General features: G+C 65.0%; 27 protein-coding genes. 11 read left to right on the top strand and 16 right to left on the bottom strand.

Going from position 1 to position 22,246, the window contains the following annotated elements:
• Nucleotides 1-170 precede the first annotated feature (170 nt).
• The 4 genes from ACKWRH_RS26135 to ACKWRH_RS26150 all read right to left on the bottom strand — a co-directional run bounded on the left by ACKWRH_RS26135 (nt 171) and on the right by ACKWRH_RS26150 (nt 3,987).
• Complete coding sequence (locus tag ACKWRH_RS26135) at nt 171-896, bottom strand: DnaJ domain-containing protein (protein ID WP_445215853.1); 726 nt, start codon at nt 894-896, stop codon at nt 171-173.
• A gap of 59 nt (nt 897-955) precedes the next feature.
• Entirely contained in the window at nt 956-1,699 is a 744-nt protein-coding gene (locus ACKWRH_RS26140) for a VWA domain-containing protein (protein WP_282520960.1), read from the bottom strand.
• Between the two features lie 161 nt (nt 1,700-1,860).
• Nucleotides 1,861-2,721: an alpha/beta fold hydrolase gene (locus ACKWRH_RS26145; protein ID WP_445215854.1), complete on the bottom strand. Its 861-nt coding sequence runs from the start codon at nt 2,719-2,721 to the stop codon at nt 1,861-1,863.
• A gap of 342 nt (nt 2,722-3,063) precedes the next feature.
• On the bottom strand, nt 3,064-3,987 hold the full coding sequence (locus ACKWRH_RS26150) for a division plane positioning ATPase MipZ (protein WP_445215855.1): 924 nt from the start codon (nt 3,985-3,987) through the stop codon (nt 3,064-3,066).
• Between the two features lie 283 nt (nt 3,988-4,270).
• Here ACKWRH_RS26150 and panC point away from each other — a divergent pair, with 283 nt between their 5' ends.
• Both panC and ACKWRH_RS26160 read left to right on the top strand, forming a co-directional pair.
• On the top strand, nt 4,271-5,122 hold the full coding sequence (gene panC / locus ACKWRH_RS26155; RefSeq protein WP_445215856.1) for a pantoate--beta-alanine ligase: 852 nt from the start codon (nt 4,271-4,273) through the stop codon (nt 5,120-5,122).
• A 75-nt stretch (nt 5,123-5,197) separates the two neighbouring features.
• Entirely contained in the window at nt 5,198-5,947 is a 750-nt protein-coding gene (locus ACKWRH_RS26160) for a hypothetical protein (RefSeq protein WP_445215857.1), read from the top strand.
• A gap of 9 nt (nt 5,948-5,956) precedes the next feature.
• Here ACKWRH_RS26160 and ACKWRH_RS26165 read toward each other — a convergent pair whose 3' ends face one another.
• The 5 genes from ACKWRH_RS26165 to ACKWRH_RS26185 form a co-directional block, all read right to left on the bottom strand.
• Nucleotides 5,957-6,397, bottom strand: coding sequence for a DUF1489 family protein (locus ACKWRH_RS26165; RefSeq protein ID WP_445215858.1), 441 nt, complete (start codon nt 6,395-6,397; stop codon nt 5,957-5,959).
• Between the two features lie 43 nt (nt 6,398-6,440).
• Nucleotides 6,441-7,427 (bottom strand): hypothetical protein, encoded by a 987-nt coding sequence (locus ACKWRH_RS26170; protein WP_445215859.1) that lies wholly within the window; start codon nt 7,425-7,427, stop codon nt 6,441-6,443.
• Nucleotides 7,428-7,584: 157 nt separating this feature from the next.
• Nucleotides 7,585-7,776 carry a hypothetical protein gene (locus tag ACKWRH_RS26175; protein ID WP_014494643.1) on the bottom strand — a complete coding sequence of 64 codons (192 nt, stop codon included), beginning with the start codon at nt 7,774-7,776 and terminating at the stop codon, nt 7,585-7,587.
• Nucleotides 7,777-7,981: 205 nt separating this feature from the next.
• Nucleotides 7,982-8,350: a YidB family protein gene (locus tag ACKWRH_RS26180; RefSeq protein ID WP_445215860.1), complete on the bottom strand. Its 369-nt coding sequence runs from the start codon at nt 8,348-8,350 to the stop codon at nt 7,982-7,984.
• An 88-nt stretch (nt 8,351-8,438) separates the two neighbouring features.
• On the bottom strand, nt 8,439-9,101 hold the full coding sequence (locus ACKWRH_RS26185) for a glutathione S-transferase family protein (protein WP_445215861.1): 663 nt from the start codon (nt 9,099-9,101) through the stop codon (nt 8,439-8,441).
• 124 nt (nt 9,102-9,225) lie between these two features.
• Between ACKWRH_RS26185 and ACKWRH_RS26190 the strand changes: the two genes are divergently transcribed.
• Nucleotides 9,226-9,942, top strand: a complete 717-nt coding sequence (locus ACKWRH_RS26190; protein WP_445215862.1) for a DUF599 domain-containing protein — start codon at nt 9,226-9,228, stop codon at nt 9,940-9,942.
• A gap of 455 nt (nt 9,943-10,397) precedes the next feature.
• On the opposite strand, the gene ACKWRH_RS26195 is transcribed toward ACKWRH_RS26190, so the two are convergent.
• Nucleotides 10,398-10,547 (bottom strand): hypothetical protein, encoded by a 150-nt coding sequence (locus ACKWRH_RS26195; RefSeq protein ID WP_161495942.1) that lies wholly within the window; start codon nt 10,545-10,547, stop codon nt 10,398-10,400.
• Between ACKWRH_RS26195 and ACKWRH_RS26200 the strand changes: the two genes are divergently transcribed.
• Nucleotides 10,537-10,935 carry a hypothetical protein gene (locus ACKWRH_RS26200; RefSeq protein ID WP_445215863.1) on the top strand — a complete coding sequence of 133 codons (399 nt, stop codon included), beginning with the start codon at nt 10,537-10,539 and terminating at the stop codon, nt 10,933-10,935. The genes ACKWRH_RS26195 and ACKWRH_RS26200 overlap by 11 nt on opposite strands.
• Before the next feature lie 253 nt (nt 10,936-11,188).
• On the opposite strand, the gene ACKWRH_RS26205 is transcribed toward ACKWRH_RS26200, so the two are convergent.
• The 4 genes from ACKWRH_RS26205 to mgtE all read right to left on the bottom strand — a co-directional run bounded on the left by ACKWRH_RS26205 (nt 11,189) and on the right by mgtE (nt 15,008).
• Complete coding sequence (locus ACKWRH_RS26205; RefSeq protein WP_445215864.1) at nt 11,189-12,169, bottom strand: hypothetical protein; 981 nt, start codon at nt 12,167-12,169, stop codon at nt 11,189-11,191.
• Between the two features lie 49 nt (nt 12,170-12,218).
• The gene (locus ACKWRH_RS26210; RefSeq protein ID WP_445215865.1) at nt 12,219-13,037 is read right to left on the bottom strand and encodes an aldo/keto reductase; all 819 of its coding nucleotides are present in this window, start codon (nt 13,035-13,037) and stop codon (nt 12,219-12,221) included.
• Nucleotides 13,038-13,182: 145 nt separating this feature from the next.
• Entirely contained in the window at nt 13,183-13,518 is a 336-nt protein-coding gene (locus tag ACKWRH_RS26215) for a helix-turn-helix domain-containing protein (protein ID WP_445215866.1), read from the bottom strand.
• 68 nt (nt 13,519-13,586) lie between these two features.
• Entirely contained in the window at nt 13,587-15,008 is a 1,422-nt protein-coding gene (mgtE, locus tag ACKWRH_RS26220; protein ID WP_039147656.1) for a magnesium transporter, read from the bottom strand.
• Nucleotides 15,009-15,090: 82 nt separating this feature from the next.
• Here mgtE and ACKWRH_RS26225 point away from each other — a divergent pair, with 82 nt between their 5' ends.
• Together ACKWRH_RS26225 and ACKWRH_RS26230 are read left to right on the top strand one after the other, a co-directional pair.
• Nucleotides 15,091-15,897 (top strand): polysaccharide deacetylase family protein, encoded by an 807-nt coding sequence (locus tag ACKWRH_RS26225; RefSeq protein WP_445215867.1) that lies wholly within the window; start codon nt 15,091-15,093, stop codon nt 15,895-15,897.
• A 161-nt stretch (nt 15,898-16,058) separates the two neighbouring features.
• On the top strand, nt 16,059-17,384 hold the full coding sequence (locus ACKWRH_RS26230) for a polysaccharide deacetylase family protein (RefSeq protein ID WP_445215868.1): 1,326 nt from the start codon (nt 16,059-16,061) through the stop codon (nt 17,382-17,384).
• Nucleotides 17,385-17,387: 3 nt separating this feature from the next.
• Here ACKWRH_RS26230 and ACKWRH_RS26235 read toward each other — a convergent pair whose 3' ends face one another.
• A complete protein-coding gene (locus tag ACKWRH_RS26235) occupies nt 17,388-17,762 on the bottom strand; it encodes a hypothetical protein (RefSeq protein WP_445215869.1) in 375 nt (124 codons plus the stop codon).
• Nucleotides 17,763-17,977: 215 nt separating this feature from the next.
• Between ACKWRH_RS26235 and ACKWRH_RS26240 the strand changes: the two genes are divergently transcribed.
• The 5 genes from ACKWRH_RS26240 (at nt 17,978) to ACKWRH_RS26260 (ending at nt 21,582) form a co-directional block, all read left to right on the top strand.
• Nucleotides 17,978-18,235, top strand: a complete 258-nt coding sequence (locus tag ACKWRH_RS26240) for a hypothetical protein (RefSeq protein ID WP_174770120.1) — start codon at nt 17,978-17,980, stop codon at nt 18,233-18,235.
• A gap of 225 nt (nt 18,236-18,460) precedes the next feature.
• Complete coding sequence (gene zigA, locus ACKWRH_RS26245) at nt 18,461-19,675, top strand: zinc metallochaperone GTPase ZigA (RefSeq protein ID WP_445215870.1); 1,215 nt, start codon at nt 18,461-18,463, stop codon at nt 19,673-19,675.
• Nucleotides 19,672-19,857: a hypothetical protein gene (locus tag ACKWRH_RS26250; protein WP_445215871.1), complete on the top strand. Its 186-nt coding sequence runs from the start codon at nt 19,672-19,674 to the stop codon at nt 19,855-19,857. The genes zigA and ACKWRH_RS26250 overlap by 4 nt, the downstream gene beginning before the upstream one ends.
• A gap of 224 nt (nt 19,858-20,081) precedes the next feature.
• A complete protein-coding gene (locus ACKWRH_RS26255; RefSeq protein WP_445215872.1) occupies nt 20,082-20,711 on the top strand; it encodes a DUF1326 domain-containing protein in 630 nt (209 codons plus the stop codon).
• A 49-nt stretch (nt 20,712-20,760) separates the two neighbouring features.
• Entirely contained in the window at nt 20,761-21,582 is an 822-nt protein-coding gene (locus ACKWRH_RS26260; RefSeq protein ID WP_445215873.1) for a DUF2182 domain-containing protein, read from the top strand.
• A 110-nt stretch (nt 21,583-21,692) separates the two neighbouring features.
• On the opposite strand, the gene ACKWRH_RS26265 is transcribed toward ACKWRH_RS26260, so the two are convergent.
• Nucleotides 21,693-22,070 carry a nuclear transport factor 2 family protein gene (locus ACKWRH_RS26265; protein WP_028150516.1) on the bottom strand — a complete coding sequence of 126 codons (378 nt, stop codon included), beginning with the start codon at nt 22,068-22,070 and terminating at the stop codon, nt 21,693-21,695.
• Nucleotides 22,071-22,246: the final 176 nt, after the last annotated feature.

Below are 22,246 nucleotides of genomic sequence, written 5' to 3' on the forward strand. Positions count from 1 at the left end.
TTTGTTTGGGGATGCGGCGACGCCAGTTCCGCGACAACTTCTCGTCAAGGATTTACGGTTAAAACTTTACTCAAGGGATCGACCACGCCGACAAAGGCGGGCATCGGGGCGACAGCAGACAGAGCAAGCGGAGCTTACGCGGTACGGGCGTTTGTAGCGTAGTGCCGGAGTTAGCCGTTATGCGTGCGAAGCAGAGTATCCTTGGCCTCGTTCACACGGGCAGCGAGATACGTCGAGCCCCCCTGGTCGGGATGGAGTTTCTTCATCAGGGACTTGTGCGCCCGGCTGATGTCGTCGCGCCCCGCGCCCGGCTGCAGGCCAAGGATCTGATAGGCTTCCTCCGCCGTCATTTTGCCGCTCGGCGCCGTGCGGCGCTGCCGCCCTGCCGCATCGCCCTGCGCGTTCTGACGCCAAGCGGGAAACCGGCGGTCCAGATAGCTTTCAAGTAAGGCCACGCTCTCGGCGTCAAACGCCGGGACCATCGCCAGCAGGCTTGCAAGATCGAACTCGTCGAGATTGCGCCCGGCATAGGGCCCGGCGACGATCTGGCCTGAGAGCTGGCCAGAATCGTGGTCGAGCCGCATGTCCAGGAATTGCGAGCGCACGCGCGAGGCCTGGCCGGACGGCCGCGTTGCGCCACCGCCAAACAGCCCGCCGATATTGCCGAAGCCGGCATTCGCCAGCGGCGTCCAGCCCAGGAGCCCGGCGCCGAAAATCCCGAGCGGGATCGCCACCGCCAGCTCGCCCCGCAGGCCCGTGAACGCTGCGACCGCGAGCGCCACCACGCCACCACCGAACTTGATGGTGCGCGCCAGCACCGCCGGATTGGCGGAGCGGAACATCTGGAGCAGCAGATAAAGCGTGATAACGGCGACGGCGCCGGCGATCAGGGTCATGGCCGGAATATAGTCGCCCTCACGGCAAAATGCATGGCGTCCGTCTCCAACGCGGGCCGCTACTTCATCTGCCCGATCAGCTTGGCCGCGCCGCTCGCATTCTTGGCGAGTTTCAACAGCGCCTCGCGGCCGCCGGCGGCATAAGCCGCGGCAGCGCGCAGCAGCTCGCGGAGCTGCGCCGCCGCGCCGGGATCGAACCGGCACCAGGCCCCGCCGGTCAGCCGCGCGATCTCGCGAAAGGCCTGCTCGGCCACGGCGTCGGCGCCTTCCTGAAACACGAACACGGGCACCTTGAGCATGCCGAGCTCGCCGGCCTTTGCGCAGAGCTCGTCGACCTTCTCCTCCATGGCATCGCCGACGAAGACGACCGCACGCACGCCCGAAGCGACCGCCTCGCGCCGCACGTCGCTCAGCACCTTGCCGATCTGGGTGTCGCCGCCGCGACAGTCGATCTTGCTCATCAGCGTCGCGAGCTTCGCGCTGTCGGAGATCCAGCCCGTGGCGCGACACTCGTTCAAGCCGCGATAGTAGACCAGCCGGATGTCGAGGCTGCCGATCGCTGCGGCCTCGCGGAACATGTCCGCCTGGAGCGCGCAGGCCATGTCCCAGGTCGGCTGCCGGCTCATCGTCGCATCCAGCGCGAAAATCAGTCGCCCCTTCGCGCCGGGGGCATGCGGCGACAGCGCCCGCGCCTTGGCGACGAACGCGGCGATGTCCTCCGCGGTGCTGGCTTGAGGCAGCGTGCCGCCGGTTTGGCTCGAGACGGCATCACGGCCACGCGGTTTGACGGGTTCGCCGGGCATCCCTGCTCGCTTCTTGCGTGAGCGGCTAATGTGGATAGCGCCTGCGGTCCGGTCAATGTGCAAAGCCTCCGCGGGCGGATGCCGGCGGAGGCTTTGCAGGTCGTGCAGACGATCGGAGCGGTGTCGGTGTCAGCTGGTGTTGGTATCAGCTGGTGTTGGTATCAGCTCTTGGCCGGCGCCATCAGAGCAACCGGACCGGGCTCCAGGATATTGGGCGGGGCCGAGCGCGTATCGACGGGCGCCACGGCGCTGTCGCTATCGCTCAGGAACTTGTCGAGCATGCCCTGGATCGAGTTCTTGGCCGCATCCGGACCGGTATCGCGCATGTCGTTGTGCTGGAATTCGGTCTTCACGACCTGGATGCCGGCCTTCTCGCATTCCTCGTCGGTCGGGATGACACCCGCGTCGGTCTTGAACTGCGGATCCTGCGAACGGAACGACAGGATCTTGAACTTGCCGGCGGTGACGAACGGCACGCGCAGATTGTCGAGCGTGACGACCTTCTTGACCTCATCCGGATACTGCTTGGCGAAATACATCGTGATGTCGCCGCCCATGGAGTGGCCGACCATCGTCACCCTGTCGTAATCGGCGTTGGGCTGAACCTTCTTCATCTCCTGCATGGCGAGATGGATGTTGGCAACGCCGCGCAGGATCTGCGGCAGCCGGCCGACATAGAGCTCACCGGGCTTGGTCACCATGGGAGGATCGGTCGGCAAATCATGCTGCGGGCTTACGACCATGTAGCCGCGCGCCGCGAAGATGTTGGCGAGGAAGCCGTACTCGGTATTCTTGACGGTGTTGCCGTGATTGACCACGGCAACCGGCAGCGTGATCATGCCGGCATTGGCCTGCATTTCCTTGTCGCGGCGAACCGCGATATCGACAGGCACGGGACGGTTGTCGCGCGAGGCGTCGTAGAAGGTGATGGTCTCGTGCTTGATCGCCCACTTGCTCGCCGTGAAATAGGCGACGCCGCAGAGGGCACTGACCGAAACCAGAACGGCAATTCCACGCTTCATTTTCGTCCTCAGCCTCAGGCTCTTGCGGCCTGAATCCCTGTTGAAAATCGTGTTCTTCCGGGGCTCTTCGGCCCCTGGTCGCCTATTCCCTAATATATGTCACAGCCGCGTGACAGGAAGGCTAAATATTGTGAACCGTCAGCCCTTTCATTGTGCGGCGCACACGTTTCTTGGGCATCCCGTTCTCAGGCGGCCATGTCAGGTGCAGGCCACCATCCGCTGCAACCGGTCTCGATTGGGTTCAATTTCACGGTAAACACAGGGTGAAACGGCTAAGCCCGCACTCAGTTCCGGCGGGAACCGGCAGCTTCAATCGGCCGGAAGTAGCGATATACCGCCGCCTCAGGCGCCGAGGATGTCGTGGACCTCGAGCGGCTTGTCGACCTGGCTGAACCACTCGGCGCGATTTGCCGCACGGCGGCGGCCGCGTTCGTCGAGCGGCAGCTTGAGCTGGCGGAGCAGGCCAGTCACCTCTTCCCGCGCGGTGAGATGGCCAAGGTTGGGCCGCATGCCGAGCGTGGCCTCGTCGATCTCGTCGAGCGCGGTCAGGCCGCGCGGAAAAAATTCGCGATAGACGACGCGCTCGGCGAAGCCGTCGACGTAGCGGAAGCCGAGCCGTAGCGACAAATCCTTGAGGCCCTCGGCGACGAGCTGCTTGTTGCGGGAGCCGAGCATCGACAGGCGGTTGCGCACGACGATCCAATCGGTGCTGGAGCCGTCGAGCTGGCGCCGCTTGCGCCTGACATCCCCCACCATCTCGGCATAGTGGCTCTCGCCCGTCACTGCGTAGTTGGCGGGATCGACGGTGCCGAGCACGTCGAAATCGAGGAAGCTGTCGTTGATCGGCGTGACCAGCGTGTCGGCCATCGAGTGCGCCAGACGCATCAGATAGCTGTCGGTGCCCGGCGTATCGATGACGATGAAGTCGAAATTGCTCTCGACCGCCGAGACCGCCTCCATGAACTGCAGGAACTCGGAATTCTCGTTCTCGGCAATCTGCATGGTCTCGCCGAGCTTGATGCAGCGATGCACCGGCAGCTCGAGGCCGAGGCCGGTGCGGCGCGCCCAGGCGGAACGGTTGCCGATGTAGCGGGTAAAGCTCTGCTGACGGCAGTCGAGGTCGATGGTGGCGACGCGCTGGCCGGCCTTCAGCAGCGCGACCGCGATGTGCAGGGCGGTGGTCGACTTGCCGGAGCCGCCTTTTTCGTTGCCGAGCACGACAACATGCGCCGAGCCGGATTGGCCTTGGCTAGCCTGCACAAGCATAGTGATCCTCAACACCCCTGATGAATATCTTCGAGTTGACCGCGTCTGCGGTCAAGTGAAATGCGTGACAGTAAATGCAAATCGCAGCGCGCCGTTGTTCGACATGAATCGCGCGCCTTCTCTCGCTGTGATTCAGCCCACGATGTCGCGAGATGGTGCGCGGCCTCGCGCGGGATGCTGTGCCGCATCCGAATGCATGGCGTCCACGATCGGCGCTTGTTAAGGTTAGCCGGCCGGGCGCCGGGACGCGCCCGCTTCCCATCCCCAACCCTGTCGAGTCCTGATGTCACGAAGCCCCTTGATCGCCCGCACGGTCCCCGCCTTGCGACGCGCCGTCGACAATCTTCGCAAGCGAAAGGCCACGATCGCGCTGGTCCCGACCATGGGGGCGCTCCATGACGGGCATGTGTCGCTGGTGCGCCTCGCCAAGCGGCGCGCGAGTCGCGTCGTGGTGTCGATCTTCGTCAACCCGACCCAGTTCGCCCCGACCGAGGACTTTGGTGCCTATCCGCGCACCTGGAAGTCCGATCTCGCCAAGCTCGCCGCCGAGGACGTCGACATCGTCTGGCACCCCGGCGCCGAGGCGATGTATCCGGACGGCTTTGCGACCCGCATCGTGCCGGAGGGGCCGGCGCTGGCCGGGCTCGAGGACCGCTTCAGGCCGCACTTCTTCGGCGGCGTCGCCACCGTCGTCGGCAAGCTGTTCACGCAGTGCCGGCCGGATGTCGCCATCTTCGGCGAGAAGGACTTTCAGCAGTTGCGGGTGGTGACGCAGATGGCGCGTGACCTCGACCTCGGCGTCAAGGTGACCGGCTCCCGCACCGTGCGCGAGCGCGACGGGCTCGCGATGTCTTCGCGCAACGTCTATCTTTCGCCGGAGGAGCGGCAGACCGCGACCACGCTGTACCGCGCCATGAAGGACAGCGCCGGGCGCATCCGCGCCGGCGAAGCGATCGCATCCGCGATGGCGCGCGGCGCCGGGATGATCACGGCGGCCGGCTTTGCGCTCGACTATTTCGAGGCGCGCCATGCCGAGACGCTCGCGCCGGTCACCTCGCGCAAGGACGGCCCGTTGCGGATCCTGGTGGCGGCCAAGCTCGGCACGACCCGGCTGATCGACAATATCGCGGTGTAACCGCCAGGGTCGATCTTGCGCGTTGCCTCGCCCGGATGGATGATCGGCGCGAGCAAACGAGCCGGCTGGCAGGGCATGTCATTCATCCGCACGATGATCGTGAACGGCGTGCTGGCGCTTGTCGCCGCGACTGCCGCCCAGGCACAACAGCGCCCGCCGATCGGCCTGTACGGCTCGCCGCCGGATGCGATGATCTTCTACCTCGCCCATGGCCCCGCGGGGGCTTGCGGACCGGGCTGCTCCGACTGGATCGCCGCCGAGGGCACGGTGCAATGGGACAGCTACAAGCGGCTGATCGCGATTCTCGATCGCCAGGCGGGACACAAGCTGCCGCTCGTCATCCATAGCTGGGGCGGCTCCAACCTCAATGTTGCGGTCAGCATGGGCCGCATCCTGCGCGACCGCGGCCTGGATGCCACCGCCGGCGCGACCGAGGTCGAGGCCTGCGCCGGCAAGCCGGAGGCCGATTGTTTTGCGCTGAAGCGCCCGGGCGGGCCGCTCGACGCCAAGGTGTCCTTGCCGGATCCGGCATGCGATTTCGCGTGCGTCCTCATGCTCGCCGGCGGGGTGCATCGCAGCCTCCCGCAAGGTGCGACGGTGGTGCTGACCGGCCGCTCCATCCGCAATCGCCGCGCGCCCAACGTGGCGCCCGAACAGCGCGAGAGCCTGACGGCGATCTTTGGCGAGCAGTATCGCAAGTACCTGCTCGAGATGGGCGTCGAGCCCGAACTGGTCGACATCATCGACGCCATCGGCGAAGGCGGACGTCCGGTCGTGATGCCGCCCTCCGACTGGGCGCGGCTGCACATCGTCACGTCGCCATGAGCGGCCGCGTCAGAGCAGTCCGAGATCGCGCAGCTCGCGCCGCATCGGCTCCGGCATCGCCGCGATCGAGCCGGCGGCCGACTTGCCGAGATCGGGCGGCACGGAATCGTCGCTGAGGTAGCGCCAGCCCTGGAACGGCCGCATCGGCCGCGGCGATACCGAGATTACCTTCGGCTGCATCACGATCCGGCAACGGCCGATGCCGTCCTTGTCGCGGAACGGCTCGATGCCGATGATCTTTTCACGCGCGGCGATCTCGCCCTTGATCACCCAGTAGAGCGATCCGCCCGCCAGGATCTCGGCGTCGCGCTTGGGCACCATGCGGGTGATGTGGATGTGATGTTGCGGCAGACCTTTCTTCTTGGCGGTCTGCATCCGTTCGGCGACCCACCCCTTCAATTCCTTGATGGAGTCGCAGCCGACGGCGAGCTTGATCAGATGTAGCGGCATGCCCCCAGCATTAGCCGGGCAGCCACGCATTTGGAATGCCGAACTATTCGTTATCCGCAGCCGCAGGAGCCGGAGCCGGCGGGGCGAGCGGAACCGGTGCTGCGGCCGGCGCACGCGCGGCCTTCGGCGCCGGCGGCTTCTTCGCAGCCGGCGCCGCTGGAGCAGCGGCTTGCGCCGAGGTCGGAGCGGACGCGCGCGGCGCCGAGGCTGCGCCTCCGGCAGGCGCAGCCTGTCGCACCGCCGCCGTGGGCGGCTCCGGATTCATGATGCTCACCGGCGGCGTCGATGACGCGCTCGGAAACTCCGCATTGGTCGGCCTGCCCGTCGGCATCGATGTCGGCATCCCGGCAAGCGCCGCGGTGGCCGGCATCGCCGGGGCCGTTGCGGGCGCGTTCCAGCCCGGCGAATAGCGCGCGACCAGCGTGTCGTAGAGATGGGAATCCATGTTGGCGGCGACCCGCTGCTGATCGGTCAGCGAGCGGAACGCGGGGCAGTCGAACTGCGTGCAGCCGTCGCGCGCGACCAGCACCTGCGCGACGAGGCCGTAGCGGTCGCGCTCCAGCGCCTTGCGCAGCACCTTCATGTCCAGCGTCAGGCTCTTCTCGGCGGTCGCGGCATCGCCGAGCGTGGTGAGCCGGTCGATCCGTGCGGCGGTGTAGGAGACGGCCGCAGCTGCCGCGTCAGGCGAGCCGAACAGCGCCTTCTCGCAACCAATCGCCACGGCATTGCCGGCGAGATCATCGAGACAGGACAGCGCCGGCAGGCTGGCGACGACCGCGCTCTGCGCGCGCGCCTCGCCCGGGGCCGCCTCCTCCGCCGGACCATAAACGCGCACGGTGGCAGCCACGGCGATGGCGATGGAAAGCAGCGAGATGACGGTCAGCGCGCCGTTGGCAACCGACCTTTCGGCGCGCAGTAGCGTGATCAGGAGAATCAGTCCGAGGAAGCCGGCGGCTACCAGGATCATCCACGTCGGAACGGCCTGCGAGCGCCCGATCTGGTCGAACGAAGTGGCCCATGCCCAGTTCATGCGCGACGTCCCCTCACGCGAGCAAAGAGCGAATGGTCAAAGCGAGCCCCCACGAGTCGGCAACTGCCCCCTGTTCACCATGTCGAGGCGAAGGGGGCCTTTTGACGGCGAGCGAAGCGAATTCGTCCGCGATGTCAACGCGCGGCACCGTCATCCGTCAGGATTGGGCGAGCTGGCTTTCCTTGGCGACGCGCTCGAAGGCTTCAGTCGAGCTCTTGATGCGGTACTGGCAGTCGTCGCCATCCGTCGGCAGCAGGCGGATGATCTCGTATGAGCCACTCGCAGCCGGGCGCGCGACGTTGCTGGCAGTGAACAGTACGCGCGTTCCCACGGGGAATTTATGCTTCAACGCCCATCTCCATGACTCAAACAGCGCCGGCCGTGCCCAGGGTCCCACTGCGACGGACCGGCTGAAAACCCGGTGTGACATATAGCACGCGATGCGGCGTTTTGGCCAGCGGTATACAGGCATGGCAAATAGGCCGATCCGGCAGTATTTTCAGGACGATAGTGCGGGAACCGGTGAGTGGAGGATACCGCCGGAACCCGCTCCCTCAGGCGGTGTGGGGCAGATGCCCCTCCGGGCTTGCCTGGTCCACGGCCTTGGGCAGTTCCTCGGCCAGAATCTGGCCGAGCTGGTCGATCGGGATGTTGTAGCGTGCAGCGAGCTGGCGAACGGTGTCGTTGCCGAGCACCGCGCGGAGCTGGTCGGCCGAGATCGGCAGGTTCTGGCCGTTGCCGAGCCAGGATTTGACCTGGTCACCGAAGCCGGACTGCTGGAGCTTGGCGACGATTGCGCTGAGGCCGCCCTGATTGTTGCTGCCGAGCACCTCGTTCAGCACCGCGGGCAAGACCGCGGCGCCGAGCTGGCCGAGCGCGCCGCGAAGCGCGGGGTTGTTTTCCAGCGAGTCCAGAATTCCCATGACCGTGCCCTCTCCCAAGCGGTCCTTCACCGCGATTGAGCGCCGCCAGCCTGCAGACCGTCAAGCGGCGCCCGATCACATTCGCGGGTTAGACGTTCTCGAATCTCTCGATGACAAGCGTTTCGGCGATCCCGTCGCGGGTCCATTCCTGGAACGCCGGCAGCGCCATCATCGTGTCCATGTAGGCCCTGGTCTCCGGCGTGACCTCGATCGCGTAAGTGCGGAAACGGTGCACGACCGGGGCGTACATCGCATCCGCCGCACCGAAGCGGCCGAACAGGAACGGTCCCTTTGCACCGTAGCGCGCCCGGCACTCACGCCAGATCTCCTGCACGCGCGCGATGTTGGCCTTGGCGTCCGCCGACAGCGTCACGGCGCCCACGGGGCGGTGCAGGTTCATGCCGCATTCGTTGCGCAAGGCCATGAAGCCGGAATGCATCTCGGCGCACACCGAACGGGCGTGTGCGCGGGCGGCGACATCGTCGGGCCACAGCTTCGCGTCCGGATAGCGCTCGGCGATGTACTCGATGATGCTGAGCGAATCCCACACCGTGATGTCGCCGTCGACCAGCACCGGCACCTTGCCGGCACGGCTGAAGGACAGGATCTGATCCTTGTCCGCAGGATTATCCGTGTAGAGCGGAATGACGGTCTCGACGAAGGGGATGTCATTGGCGCGCAGTGCGAGCCATGGCCGCATCGACCATGACGAATAGTTCTTGTTTCCGATCGCGAGCTTGAGCGCGGCCATGTCGCTGGTCCTTCCCTAGGTCCTCTGGATCCGGCTGCTTTTAGCGCCATCGCCTGCCGCCAATCAATCGTTGCCGCACCCGGCCGCGCGTGGCAATCGTTGCGACCTTCGCGAGGAGTGAGACATGGGCAGGCATTGGGTCGACATCACCGCGGTCGGCTTCTTCATCATCGAATGGCTGGTCTATGCCCTGACGCTGGAGCACTCGGCCTATGGCCGCGGCAGCCTGTCGGCGCGCATGAACCGCTATCGCGAGGTCTGGGTCCGCCGCCTGCTCGACCGCGACACCCGCATGGTCGACATGCAGATCATGGCCTCGCTCCAGAACGGCACCGCCTTCTTCGCTTCCACCAGCCTGTTCGCGCTCGGCGGCGCGCTGGCACTGCTGCATGCCACCAACGACGCCATCACCATCCTCGCCAAGCTGCCGATCGATCTCAGCCCCTCGCCCGCGCTGTGGGAGCTGAAATGCGTCGGCCTCGTGCTGATCTGCGTCTACGCCTTCTTCAAATTCGCTTGGGCCTATCGCCTGTTCAACTATGTCGCGATCCTGTTCGGCGGCATGCCGCCGGCTGACCTGCGCGACACGCCCGAGGCCGAGGCCCACGTCATCCGCACCTCGCGCCTGTTCGAATCCGCCGGCCGCCACTTCAACCGCGGCCAGCGCGCTTTCTTCTTCGCGCTCGGCTATCTCGGCTGGTTCGTCAGCCCCTGGGTGCTGTTCGTGACCACGGCGGCGGTGGTGATCGTGACCTGGCGAAGGCAGTTCGCGTCCAGTGCCTGGGCGGCGATGGCGCCGGAGCTGGTGGATGGCGATGAGGGGCCGAGGCGCGGTCATTGACCCCGGCTCTCTCCACGTCGTCATTGCGAGCGCAGCGAAGCAATCCAGAATCTTTTCGCAGCGGCAGTCTGGACTGCTTCGCTATGCTTGCAATGACGACACGACTGGCTCCCTCACTTCCTGCGCATCGTCCCGGACCGGCAATCGAATCTGGCCACAGGCCGATCCATCTGCCAGAGCTCCACGTCGCGACCGTCGACGAGCCGCTCCGCGGAGCTGATCGCGGCTTCATCATCGATGCAATCCATGTGGATCATTCTGATGGGACGATCGTGTAGTCCCACGATCAACGCACGGTAAGCGGACATTTTTGTCTCCAGGCAAGGCGCGATAGCAAGCGCGGGCCGGAAGAATGGCGCTGACGGCATTTGAATGCGATGGGGAGTGCATCGTCTGTTTATAAGCGCCGCGTAAGTTTCCGGCAGCGAGCGGCCGAGGGCGGTCCTATGCCGATCCTATGCAACCGCGATCGCGCCAATCTCGAAATCATACAGCATCCGGCACCATATCCGCTCCGTCGCGCAAGCTCGCGCGGCGTAGCGAACTGGTGAAATGATGTCGAACTCAGGGGTCAGCGACAGGATCATCGATCCGATGATGGCCATCGCGAACTGCTCGACGCGGCAGCGCATCGTCGTGGTCGGCGCGAAGAGCATGGAATTGGTGATTGAGCTGCATCGTCGCGGATATCTGCTGGCGGCGGCGGCAGGTAATTGCGGCCGGCCGGCAGGTCAATATGAAGTCGCGCTCGTGGATTGGCGGCGACGCACGCTTCACGCACTCGATGCGACAGTGGATTGGCTCGACGATTTTCTGAGCCCCCGCGCCGCGCTGGTGATCTGGCTCGATGCGCAGAAGGCGGCTGCGAAGGACACACTTCGTGCCGCAGTGACGAAGCGCGGCTTCGTCGTCCTGCAGGGCGCCGAGCATCCATGCGGCAGCGTGCTTCTGGCGCGACGTTCGGAGGCCATCCCCCTTCGGCAGGCCGCGTGAACATCCGCCGGAACTCATGGATTTGATCCGATGCCAAAATCGAAGATTCGACGCGCCGTCATTCGCGAGTGGATGGCTCTCGCGCCGGCGCAGCGACGGTCCGCCGAGCAGGCCGGCGCGTTTGCACGGCACACCATCGAAAGACTTAGCTTGCCACGCAGCCGGAGAACGCCGCAGGCCGTGATCATGGCATGGCTGAAGCCCCGAACCGGGAGGCCTTAGCTCGCAGGGTGGACAGAGTGGAGCGAGCCGCCTACCCTCCGCCGAAATCCCGCGGCGAGAACGGCAGGTCCAAGATCTTCCATTCGCCGTACTTGTCGGCCGGCAGCATCTTGTAGGGCTGGCAGGCCTGGAGCGCTGCTGTCGCGGACTTCACGATGGCCACGCCCTTCGCGGATGGCGGAGCTTCGATCAGGATCGGCGGGCGCGCCAGCGTGCCGTCGGTGGCGAACACCGTGCGCAGCTTGATGTTGACGTTGTCGGTCGGGTCGACCCCGGCCGGCAGCTTGGCGCAGCTCTTCAGGTGGCGACGCAGCGCGGCGATGACCTCGGGTGGCAGCTTCGCTGCGATTGAATCCTTGGCATCGCCGCCATCGTCCTTGGGCGCGTCTTTCGGCAGCTCCGGCGGCAATTCCGGCGGCAGGCCCAGCATGACGCCGTACTTGACCGTCACGTCAGGCTCCGGCGCCTGATACGCCGGCGGCGCTGCCTGTGGCTGCTGCATCGCTTGTGGCGGCGGCTGTTGCGACGGCGGCTGCGGCATCGCCTGAGGCGGCGGTTGTTGCTGCGGTTGCGGAGGCGGTTGTTGCGACGGCTGCGGCTGTTTAGGCTGCGGCTGCACATTGGCCTCCCGCTGCTTCGGTGCCTGTGAGGGTTGCGGCTGCGGCTGTTTCTGCTGCGGTTCAGGCGAGGCCTGCGGTGACGGCGACGGCGCCGCGGCCTGCTGATTGGTCTCAGGCTTCGGCGCGGCTTCCGCCTTGTCCTTGTCGGTGAAATCCAGCTTCGGCAGTTTCAGGTCCGGCAGCGGCTCCGGCGGCTTCTCCTTCGCTTGCTCCTGAGCCTTCTCCTCCTCCTGCTTCACCTGCTCCGGCGTGACGATGTCCACCGAAACAGTCTCGGGCGCCGCGGCGTGAAACGGATGGACTTCGCTGATCAGGATGATCAGCGCTACCAGCGTCAGGTGCGCGACCGCCGACGCTGCAATGTCCGTCCGTATGATCTTCCGCAGTTCCATCGATCGATCTTGGGTTGCCACGCCGGTCCTAGCATACAGCAGCCCCCTCTCAATCCCATTTTGGCGCGAAGCCGAAATCGGTCAGGCGGCCCTTGGGATTTGCCAGCGCGGTGATCTGGGCCATCTCGTCGTCCGAGAGCTCGAAATCGAAAATATCGATGTTTTCCGACAGACGTTCGACGCGCGAGGTGCGCGGGATCGCGGCGACATTCTGTTGCACCAGCCAGCGCAGGCAGATTTGTGCCGGCGTCTTGCGATGCGCGCGGCCGAGCCCAGCGAGTGTCTGGTCGGCCTTGACGCGGCCCCTGGCGATCGGGCTGTAGGCGACCAGCGCGAGGCCATGCTGGTCGCAGGTGGCCCTCACCTTCGTCTGGTCGAGATAAGGATGATATTCGACCTGGTTGCAGACGAGCGGCTCCGGCGAGAGCGCCACCGCCTGCTCGATCAGCGCCACGGTGAAATTGGAAACGCCGATGTGGCGGGTCAGGCCCATGCGCTTGGCATGCGACAGCGCACCCAGCGTCTCCTCCAGCGGCACGTGCGAATTGGGCCAGTGCAACAGCAGGAGATCGACGGAGGAGAGTCGCATCCGGGCGAGGCTCTCCTTGACCGAGCGTTCGAGATCATGAGGCGCGAAATGGTTGGTCCAGACCTTTGTCGTGAGGAAGATGTCGTCGCGGCGCACGCCGGAGCCGCGCAGGCCGTCACCGACCTCGCGCTCATTATCGTAGACCTGCGCAGTGTCGATGTGGCGATAGCCGAGCCGGAGCGCCTGCTCGACCACGCGGCCGCAAGCGCGCCCGCTCAGCTCCCAGGTCCCGAGCCCGATCGCCGGTATCCTTGCGCCATTGGCCTCGACGAACAGCATGAGGAATCCTCTCTGTTGCGATCGCCTCAAAACATCATCCGGGCGCCATTATGGACCCGGCCCGTGACACTGCCAACGGACGACGCCGGCGCCGGACCGGATATTCAGGGCAATGCTAACGGGAGGTTCGCGCGTGGCCTTGACGTCAGGCTTTGGCGAGCGCCTGGAACACGGTGTCCGGCGCATGCGCGATCACGGCGAGCAGCGCGCGGGCGGGTCCTCGCGGGGCGCGCTTGCCCTGCTCCCAGTTGCGGATAGTCTCGACGGGAACGCCGAGCTTGGCGGCGAACTCCATCTGGGTGAGGCAGGCGCGGCGGCGCAGAGCGCGCACCGCAAGCGAGCTGGCATCATCGCCAGGGGCGGCATTGGCCGCCGGCTCGACCGGCAACGGCTGGATTGGAAACGACTGGACCGGAAGCTCCTGCCCATCCCGCAACTCGACGACCCGTCCGTCCGCCTTCAGCCGCAACCGCATGTCCATTCCCCCAAGCACGGGCGATGATGCGGCAGGTCGCTTAAGTTCGGATTAAAGATGGTTGCCCGTCGCCCCTACCTCAAGCCGAACCACAGCGTCGCGATGCCGAGGAAGGAGAAGAAGCCGACCACATCGGTCACCGTCGTGACGAACGTGCCTGACGCGACCGCCGGATCGGCCCTGACACGTTCGAGCGCCATCGGGATCAGGATGCCGCCGAGCGCGCCCGCGACGAGGTTGCAGACGATCGCAAGCCCGATGACGATGCCGAGGCCCGGGATCTTGAACCAGGCCACCGCCGCGATGCCCGTGATCAAGGCGAAGGCAAGGCCGTTGACGAGCCCGACCAGGCCTTCGCGCATCACCACCCGCCAGGCGTTGGAGGAGCCGAGCTCGCGCGTCGCAAGCGCGCGCACCGCGACCGTCATGGTCTGGGTCGCGGCATTGCCGCCCTGGCTCGCGACGATCGGCGCGAGCACGGCGAGAGCGACCATCTTCTCCAGCTGCCCCTCGAACAGGCCGAGCACCGAGGATGCAAGAAAGGCGGTGGCGAGATTGACCAGCAGCCAGTTGAACCGCGCCCGCGCAATGGTGAACACGGTGTCGGAGAGTTCTTCGTCGCTGTTGACGCCGCCGAGCGCCTTGAGGTCTTCGTCCGCCTCCTCCTCGATCACGTCCACGACGTCGTCGACGGTGATGACGCCGACCAGGCGATCCTGGGTATCGAGCACCGGTGCCGCGACGAGATTGTACTTGCCGAACATGCGCGCCACCTCCTCCTGGTCCTCAAGGACGGAGACGCGGCGGCGATCCTCGTCGGTCAGCTCGGCAAGCGCCACCGGACGGCGGGCGCGGAGCAGGACGTCGAGCGAGACCGCACCCTGCCAGTGCTGGTCCTTGTCCACGACGTAGATCTCGTAGAAGCGGTCGGGCAGATCCGGCGTCTCGCGCATGTAGTCGATCGCCTGGCCGACGGTGAAATCCTGCGGCACCGCGATGAACTCGGTCTGCATCCGGCGGCCGGCGGAATTTTCGGGATATAGCAGGCTGCGCTCGAGCGCGACGCGCTCCTGCAACGGCAGCTTCTCGAGGATCTCCTCCTGCTCCGCCTCGTCGAGGGTTTCCAGCAGCTCGACCGCGTCGTCGGATTCGAGCTCGCGGACGCCTTCCGCAACGGTCTCCGGCGGCAGCTCCTCGAGGATCTCCTCGCGCACGCCCTCGTCGAGTTCGTTCAGTGCCGAGAAGTCGAAGTCGCGCCCGGTCAGCTCGACCAGGCGAACGCGGTGGTCGGGCGCGAGAGCTCCGATCAGATCGCCGAGATCGGCCTCGTGCAGCTCGGCGACGCAGGCGCGCAGCGCGGCGCTGTCGCCGGCCTCGATCGCATGGGCAATCTCCTCGACGAATTCGTGACGAATTTCGCCGTCTTCATTGCGCATCGGAACGTGGTCGAGTACCGAGGCCTCGGCGGATGGGGCACCGTCCATATGTTCATCCATGGCGCGCCTCGCCGTTTGACAGGTTGGAACGAGTGGTCTGAGCTGACGGTCAGGCAATACCCACAAGCGAACTGCGAGCGCAATGGCAAAGATGCTTCGGCTGAAATGGATGTCGATCTCGGTGGGCGCGGTCTTCGCGGGGCTCGCCGGCATCGCCGCTTCGGAGGCCGCGGATTGCCCGCGCAAGGACGCGCTCGGCACCTCGCGCGTTCTGAGCGTCGACGCCAAGACCACGCCGCGCGTCGGCCTGAAGAGCTTTCCGCAGACGCTGCCGCTCGCCGATCACGAGGTCGTGCTGACCTTCGACGATGGCCCGCATCCGCCGACGACGTCGAAGGTGCTGGCGGCGCTGGCGCAGGAATGCGTGCGCGCGACCTTCTTCCTGATCGGCCTGCACGCCTCCGAACATCCTGACATGGTCAAGCGCATTGCGCGCGAGGGCCACACCATCGGCCACCACACCTGGTCGCACCCGTTCATGGCGCGGATCCCGTTCGAGAAGGCGAAGAGCGAGATCGACCGCGGCATCGCCGCCGACGAGACGGCGCTCAAAGGCCTGTCGACGACGACGCCCTCGACGCCGTTCTTCCGCTTCCCCTATTTCGAGGGGACGCCAGCGCAGCTCGACCTGCTCCAGTCGCGCGGCATCGTCGTGTTCGGGGCCGACCTCTGGGCCAGCGACTGGAACGAGATGACGCCGGAGCAGGAATTGAAGCTCGTCACCGAGCGCCTCGCCGCCGCCGGCAAGGGCATCATCCTCTTCCACGACCCCAAGGCACGCACGGCCGCGATCATGCCGGCCTTCCTGCGGTACCTCAGGGACAACGGCTATCGCGTCGTTCACGTCGTGTCAGCGGGCACGTCACAGAAGAGCGCCGAAGCGCATTGATGCCGTAATGTCACGGCGGCGCAAAATGGGGTGATTTGGGCCCTATTAACAGTCTGTTCATGCTACGGCATGCAAAGATGCAGAAGGTATTGCGCCTGAACCGTTTCTCGGCGTCTCCGACCAATTAAGGCGGCAGTCGCGCAAGGAGGCAGACGAGGTTCATGATCGGAAGTAGCGTTGTTGTTCGGACGCGATCGTGGATCGTCCTCTATCTGGGGCTGTTGGTCGTCGGTTCACCGGCGGCCCTTGCCGCGGACTGTCCCGGCCATCCGGACGCGCTCGGGACCTCCCGCACCCTCGTGGTCGATCCGCGCGAGCATCCGCGCATCGGCACCATGCAGTACCGCGAAACGCTGCCGCTGAAAGACCATGAAGTCGTCCTGACCTTCGACGACGGTCCGCTGCCGAAATATTCGAACCAGATCCTCAAGATGCTCGACGACGAGTGCATCAAGGCGACCTTCTTCATCATCGGCGAGCAGGCCAAGGCGAACCCGGAAGGCGTGCGCAAGCTGATTGCCGCAGGCCACACTGTCGGCACGCACAGCATGAACCATCCGCTGACGTTCGACCGGATGCCGCTCGACAAGGCCGAGGCGCAGATCAACGGCGGGATCGAGTGGACCTCGGCCGCGATGACCGATCCGTCCAAGCTCGCGCCGTTCTTCCGCATTCCCGGCCTGATGCGCGCCGAAGGCGTGGAAAACCTCCTGATCTCGCGCGGCATCCAGGTCTGGAGCGCCGACTTCCCCGCCGACGACTGGCGCCATGTGTCGTCCGACCGCGTCTATCAGCTCGCGATCCAGCGGCTGGAGGCCAAGGGCAAGGGCATCCTGCTGTTGCACGATATCCAGGCCCGTACGGTGGCGGCGCTGCCGAAGATTATCCGCGACCTCAAGGCGCGTGGCTATCGCATCGTGCATGTGGTGCCCGCGACGGCCGACCGGCCGGCGACGGCGACCACGCCGGTGGAATGGCTGCTGCATCCGCCGACCGAGACCGTGCCGATCGCACGCTGGCCTTCCGTGCCGAACTTCGTGTTCGCGCAGACCGAGACGCTGCCGGCGCCCTCGCTTGCCGACCTCAACGCGCAGACCGAGCATCAGCCGCTGCTGCCGCGCAAGACCATGGCGCTGGCGAATGTCGCGGCGACCCTGCCCGTGCCCGATCGCGATCTCTTTGCCATCCCGGAGGGCTCGGTCGAGGTCCTGCTGTCGACGACCTTGTCGCGGCGCGCCGCGACGCGGCTGGCGATGGCGGCCGAGACGCCCCGTACAACCAAGGGCAAGGCCGGCAAGTCGCGCGGACATCGGACCGTACACGCGGCGCCGGCCGGAGCGAAGCATACCGCGCAGGCTACGGGCACGGCCCCCAAGAGCATTGTCCCCAAGAGCACGGCCAAGAGCACGGCCCCCAAGGGCGCGGCACCGAAGAGTGCCGTGACGCATCCGACCCGCGTCGCCAGCCTGAAGAAGCGCGCGCAGTAAGCTCTACTGCCGCATGATGTTGGCGACGCAGAGCAGCACGATCAGCGCCAGGAAGAACAGGTCCATATAGGACTTGAGCTCGCCGTCGCGACGCAGCCGGGCAACGTCGGCCACGACCTGCTTGCGCGCGTTCGTTGCGCCCGAACCGTCATTGATCGGAGCCTGCAGGCGCCTGGTCTCCGCCTCGAGCTTCTCGATCTTCTGGAAGAAATAGAACGCACGCAGCGTCGAGGCCGCGCGCATGCCGGCATAGACCAGCACCAGGATCGCGAGGATCGCCCGGTTCTGGTATTTCTCCATGAAATTCAGGCTGAAATAGACCATCGCCATGAAGGCGAAGTTCGTCACGAAGCGGTAGACGAAGCTAAGAAAGACCATGCTGGCTCCAGCCCTGAGCGGTGCGACCCGTCTACGCCATCTTTATTTCGACAAAGATACGATCGCCGGCCGCCTTTTAGCCACGCGCGTTCATAATGCAAGCGAGAGTACCGGGGCCTGCGTGTTCCACGTAAACGCGAGGTTGCCAGCTGCGCGATGGAGATTCGCCGGAAGCTACAGTACATTGGCGCAGCCACCGCATGTGGGGTCTGCCGATGCCGAAGAAGGGAATCACGGGCCACGACGACTGGGTGCTGACCGAGGCCCTGGCGACCGCGCTCGTCGCGCTGGAGCAGCTCGAACCAAAACACCAGCCGAGCGCGCATATGGACGACATCCGCAAGATGCTGGCGAACGGCAAGGAGCCGTCGGCGGTGAGCCTGCATCTCGCCCAGGCCAAATGCCGCCTGTTTCCGGACACGGATCCGCTCGAGATCTACCGGGAATACGGGATCGGCGACGAATATGGCTGAGAGGCCCGCACGGGTCCTTCGAGCGCGCTGCTGCCTGGAGCTGAGCGGCAGCCAATCGCCACAACGATCATCCACCTCAATGTTCGCGTGAATTTCAGCTGAGCCGCGAAACAACTTGACGACTGCGCCGCCAACGAATGTAATGTTATAACATTACATATCTGATCCCAATGCCCCTCCCCAAGCGTCACCGCACTATCCCCCTGAAAAGGCTCTTCGATCTCCATGCAAAAACTCCCCGTCACCGTCTTGTCCGGCTTCCTCGGGGCTGGAAAGACCACTTTGCTGAACCACGTCCTGAACAACCGGCACGGCCTGAAGGTGGCTGTGATCGTCAACGACATGAGCGAGGTGAACATCGATGCGGATCTGGTTCGCGATGGCGGTGCGAACCTGTCCCGGACTGACGAGAAGCTCGTCGAGATGACGAACGGCTGCATCTGCTGCACGCTGCGCGACGACCTCCTGAAGGAGGTGCGCGCCCTCGCAGACAGTGGCCGCTTCGATTATCTCTTGATCGAATCCACCGGCATCTCCGAACCGCTGCCGGTTGCGGCGACCTTCGATTTCCGTTCCGAGGACGGCGAAAGCCTCTCCGATGTGGCGCGTCTCGACACCATGGTCACCGTGGTCGACGCCGTGAACCTGCTCGGGGATTATTCGTCGACGGATTTTCTCGATCAGCGCGGCGAAGCACTGGCGAACGACAAGCGGACGCTTGTCGATCTCCTCGTCGAGCAGATCGAATTTGCCGACGTCATCGTTCTCAACAAGGTCGATGACGCGTCGCCCGCACAACGCGAGGCAGCCCGGAAAATCGTCCGCGCGCTCAACCCGGAAGCGGACCTGATCGAAGCCAACCACAGCCGGGTCGCCTTCGATCGCATTCTCGACACCGGCCGGTTCGACTTCGAGCGGGCGCAGCAGCATCCGCTCTGGTTCAAGGAGCTCTACGGCTTTGCCGATCACGTGCCGGAGACCGAAGAATACGGCGTGACGAACTTCGTCTATCGCGCGCGCCGGCCGTTCGATCCCGAAAAGTTCGACAAGTTCGTCAGGGAGCCCTGGCCCGGCGTCATTCGCGCCAAGGGACATTTCTGGCTTGCAACGCGCCCGCAATGGCTTGGCGAGATCAGCCAGGCTGGCACGATCACGCGCACACAGGCGCTTGGCTTCTGGTGGGCAAGCGTACCCAGGGAAAGATGGCCGGATGATCCGTCCTGGCGGAAGCAGCTGCGCGCGAACTGGAACGACATCTACGGCGATCGCCGCCAGGAAATCGTGTTCATCGGCACCAGTATGGATGAAGGTTCGCTCCGTGCCCGTCTGGATGCCTGCCTCGTCCCGGGAAAGCCGGCGATGAACGTCACGGAATGGGCGAAGCTCGCAGACCCCTTCCCGGTCTGGCGCCGCGCTGACGAAGCCGCGGAACGCGAATGACCAACGTCGTTCAATTTGTTCCGAAATCCGAGCTCGAGCGGCAGCGCCTCATCCGTGAGGCGCGTGCGATCTACGACAGCATATTCCCGCCGGTCACCGTGTGCGCCGGGCATGCGGATGACCGCTCAGGCCAAAGCGCGCCGCCCGAAGCGGTCGCCGAAAGCCAACCAAAACAACGGTGAGGCTGAAGGTGGCGCGTTCGGAGGGCGGTCGCATTTATTGAAGTTTCAATGGCTTGCGGAAATGGGCAAAGAGTTTGGGTGGATCTCCAGCTGATAGGTGCTGTTTCCGGTAGATTGACCGAGCCTCACAATAGCTTGCGGGACTTCGCCACGCGGCGTAACTTTCAACTCCACGTAGCTCCTTCGAAAGTAATCTAACGGGTTCGGCCTAGCGGGAGATAGCGATGGCGGATGTCCCATGGCACCTTTCCGGCGACTACTTCGAGAATTGCAGTTGCAGCATCGTGTGTCCCTGCCTCGTGTCGGCGGCTCCCCCGCTGACTTCGCGACCGACCGAGGGCTTCTGTAACGTACCGCTGATCTTCCACGTCGAGAGCGGCCGCTATGGCAACATCGAGCTCGATGGACTCAATGTCCTGGTTATCCTCCACGCGCCGGGGATCATGGCAGACGGAGATTGGTCGGTGGCCGCCTATATCGACCAGCGCGCCAACGATGAGCAGACCGAGGCTCTAGCTGCGATCTTCACCGGCGCCGCCGGTGGTCCGATGGCCGCGTTCACACCGCTAATCAGCAAGAACCTGGGGGTTCGCAAGGTCCCGATCACATTCCGAATCGAGGGCAAGACGCGGTCCGCGGAAATCCCTGATATTCTGCACATGTCCGTCGACCCGTTGCCGACCATGCATCCGAGCGGGGAAATGTGGGCCAACATCGGCCATCCAGTCAGCCCTGACAGGATGGTGATGGCAGTCGGCGCCGCCGGTAATACGTTCAGTGATCATGGCATGCGCTGGGACAATTCCGGCAAGAACGGCCTCTATGCGCCGATCCGCTGGTCGAACCAGGCGTGATGCAACTCCTGACCCGGCCTTGCGAGAAGGCCGGCAACACTTATCGCAAATGACCGACGGCCCCCTGGAAACCGTGCTGCGGCGCGATCGCTGGATCGTCGGCGGCGCGATCGGGATCATTGTCGCGCTGGCATGGGGCTATGTGCTCTGGCTCGCCAGGGACATGGACATGGGCGGCATGGACATGACCGGGTTCCGCATGATCCCGGCCGGGATCGGAATCATGTTGCCGGCGAGCGAGCCATGGCGAGCGATCGAGTTCGCGTATGTGTTGCTGATGTGGGTGGTGATGATGGTCGGAATGATGGCACCCTCGGCCGCGCCCATGATCCTCATGTACGCCCGCGTGGGTCGACAGGGGAAAGCGCAGGGCAAGCCGTTCGCTGCGACCGGCTGGTTTGCGGCCGGTTATCTCCTCGCCTGGGGCGGCTTTTCGCTGGCGGCAACCCTACTCCAATGGGCGATCGAGCGGGCAGTCCTGCTGGATTCCCGGATGACGATCGCCAGCAATCTGCTCAGTGCAATGTTGCTGATCGCGGCGGGAGCCTATCAATGGACACCGCTCAAGGACGTCTGTCTCGCCCAATGCCAGTCGCCATTTCTGTTCCTGATGCGCCACGGCGGCTTTCGCGACGACCTGCGAGGCTGCCTGCTGCTGGGGCTCCGGCACGGAGGCTATTGTGTCGGCTGCTGCTGGGTCTTGATGGCGCTTTTGTTCGTAGGCGGGGTGATGAACGTGCTCTGGATTGCGCTTTTGGCCCTGCTCGTCCTGTTGGAGAAACTTACGCCGATCGGACGATGGATCGCGCGCGCCGCCGGCATCGCGTGTGCGAGCGCCGGCGTCTGGCTACTGGTGTCGTTGCCGCGGTGAAGAGCAACCTGCTTGATGTTCAGTTCGAATTGCCATCGGCAACACCGCAAGTGCAATTCGACCTTACTGTTCCTCACCAATGAGTATCCCAGCGTTCGCTGCATCCCGGCCTATCGCGCCGCGGGCGCCGGAGCGGCGTCGACAAAGCCGACGACAGACTTGAAGCGGCCGTCGTCGGCAATGAAGGCGAAGTCGGTGCCTTTGATGTAGAGCGGTGCATCCGCAGTGGCGCCCGCGACCCAGGAGAAGCGGACATGGTCATGATGGGCTTCAATACCGCTCGCGAGATTGAGCCGATAGCCAGGAAACTGCCCCTGGGCCTTCGCGATCATGCCGTCGATGGAGTCGTGCCCGCGCCCATCACGAACTCTGTCGACATAGGTGCCGTCCTCGGTCCATGTCGCGGCGACGAGATCGCGCCGTCGCTTCGCGTCCCGCTCGTTCCACGCCGCCAGATACCGCACGACGATGTCGTTGACGCCGACCATCTTGTCTCTCCCATCGCTTGCTCGCTCGGCTGCGACCGCGCCTGACGAAAGCCGCGCGCCAAGCGCGGCCATCGTTGATGCCATCAGAAGATTACGCCTGTTCATTCTGTTCTCCCTCGAGCTGCCCCCTGCATCGTTCGCGGCGAGCCCCTCGCTGCTGCGCCAGGGTGCGCCGA

This window comes from Bradyrhizobium sp. Pa8, from assembly GCF_052588265.1.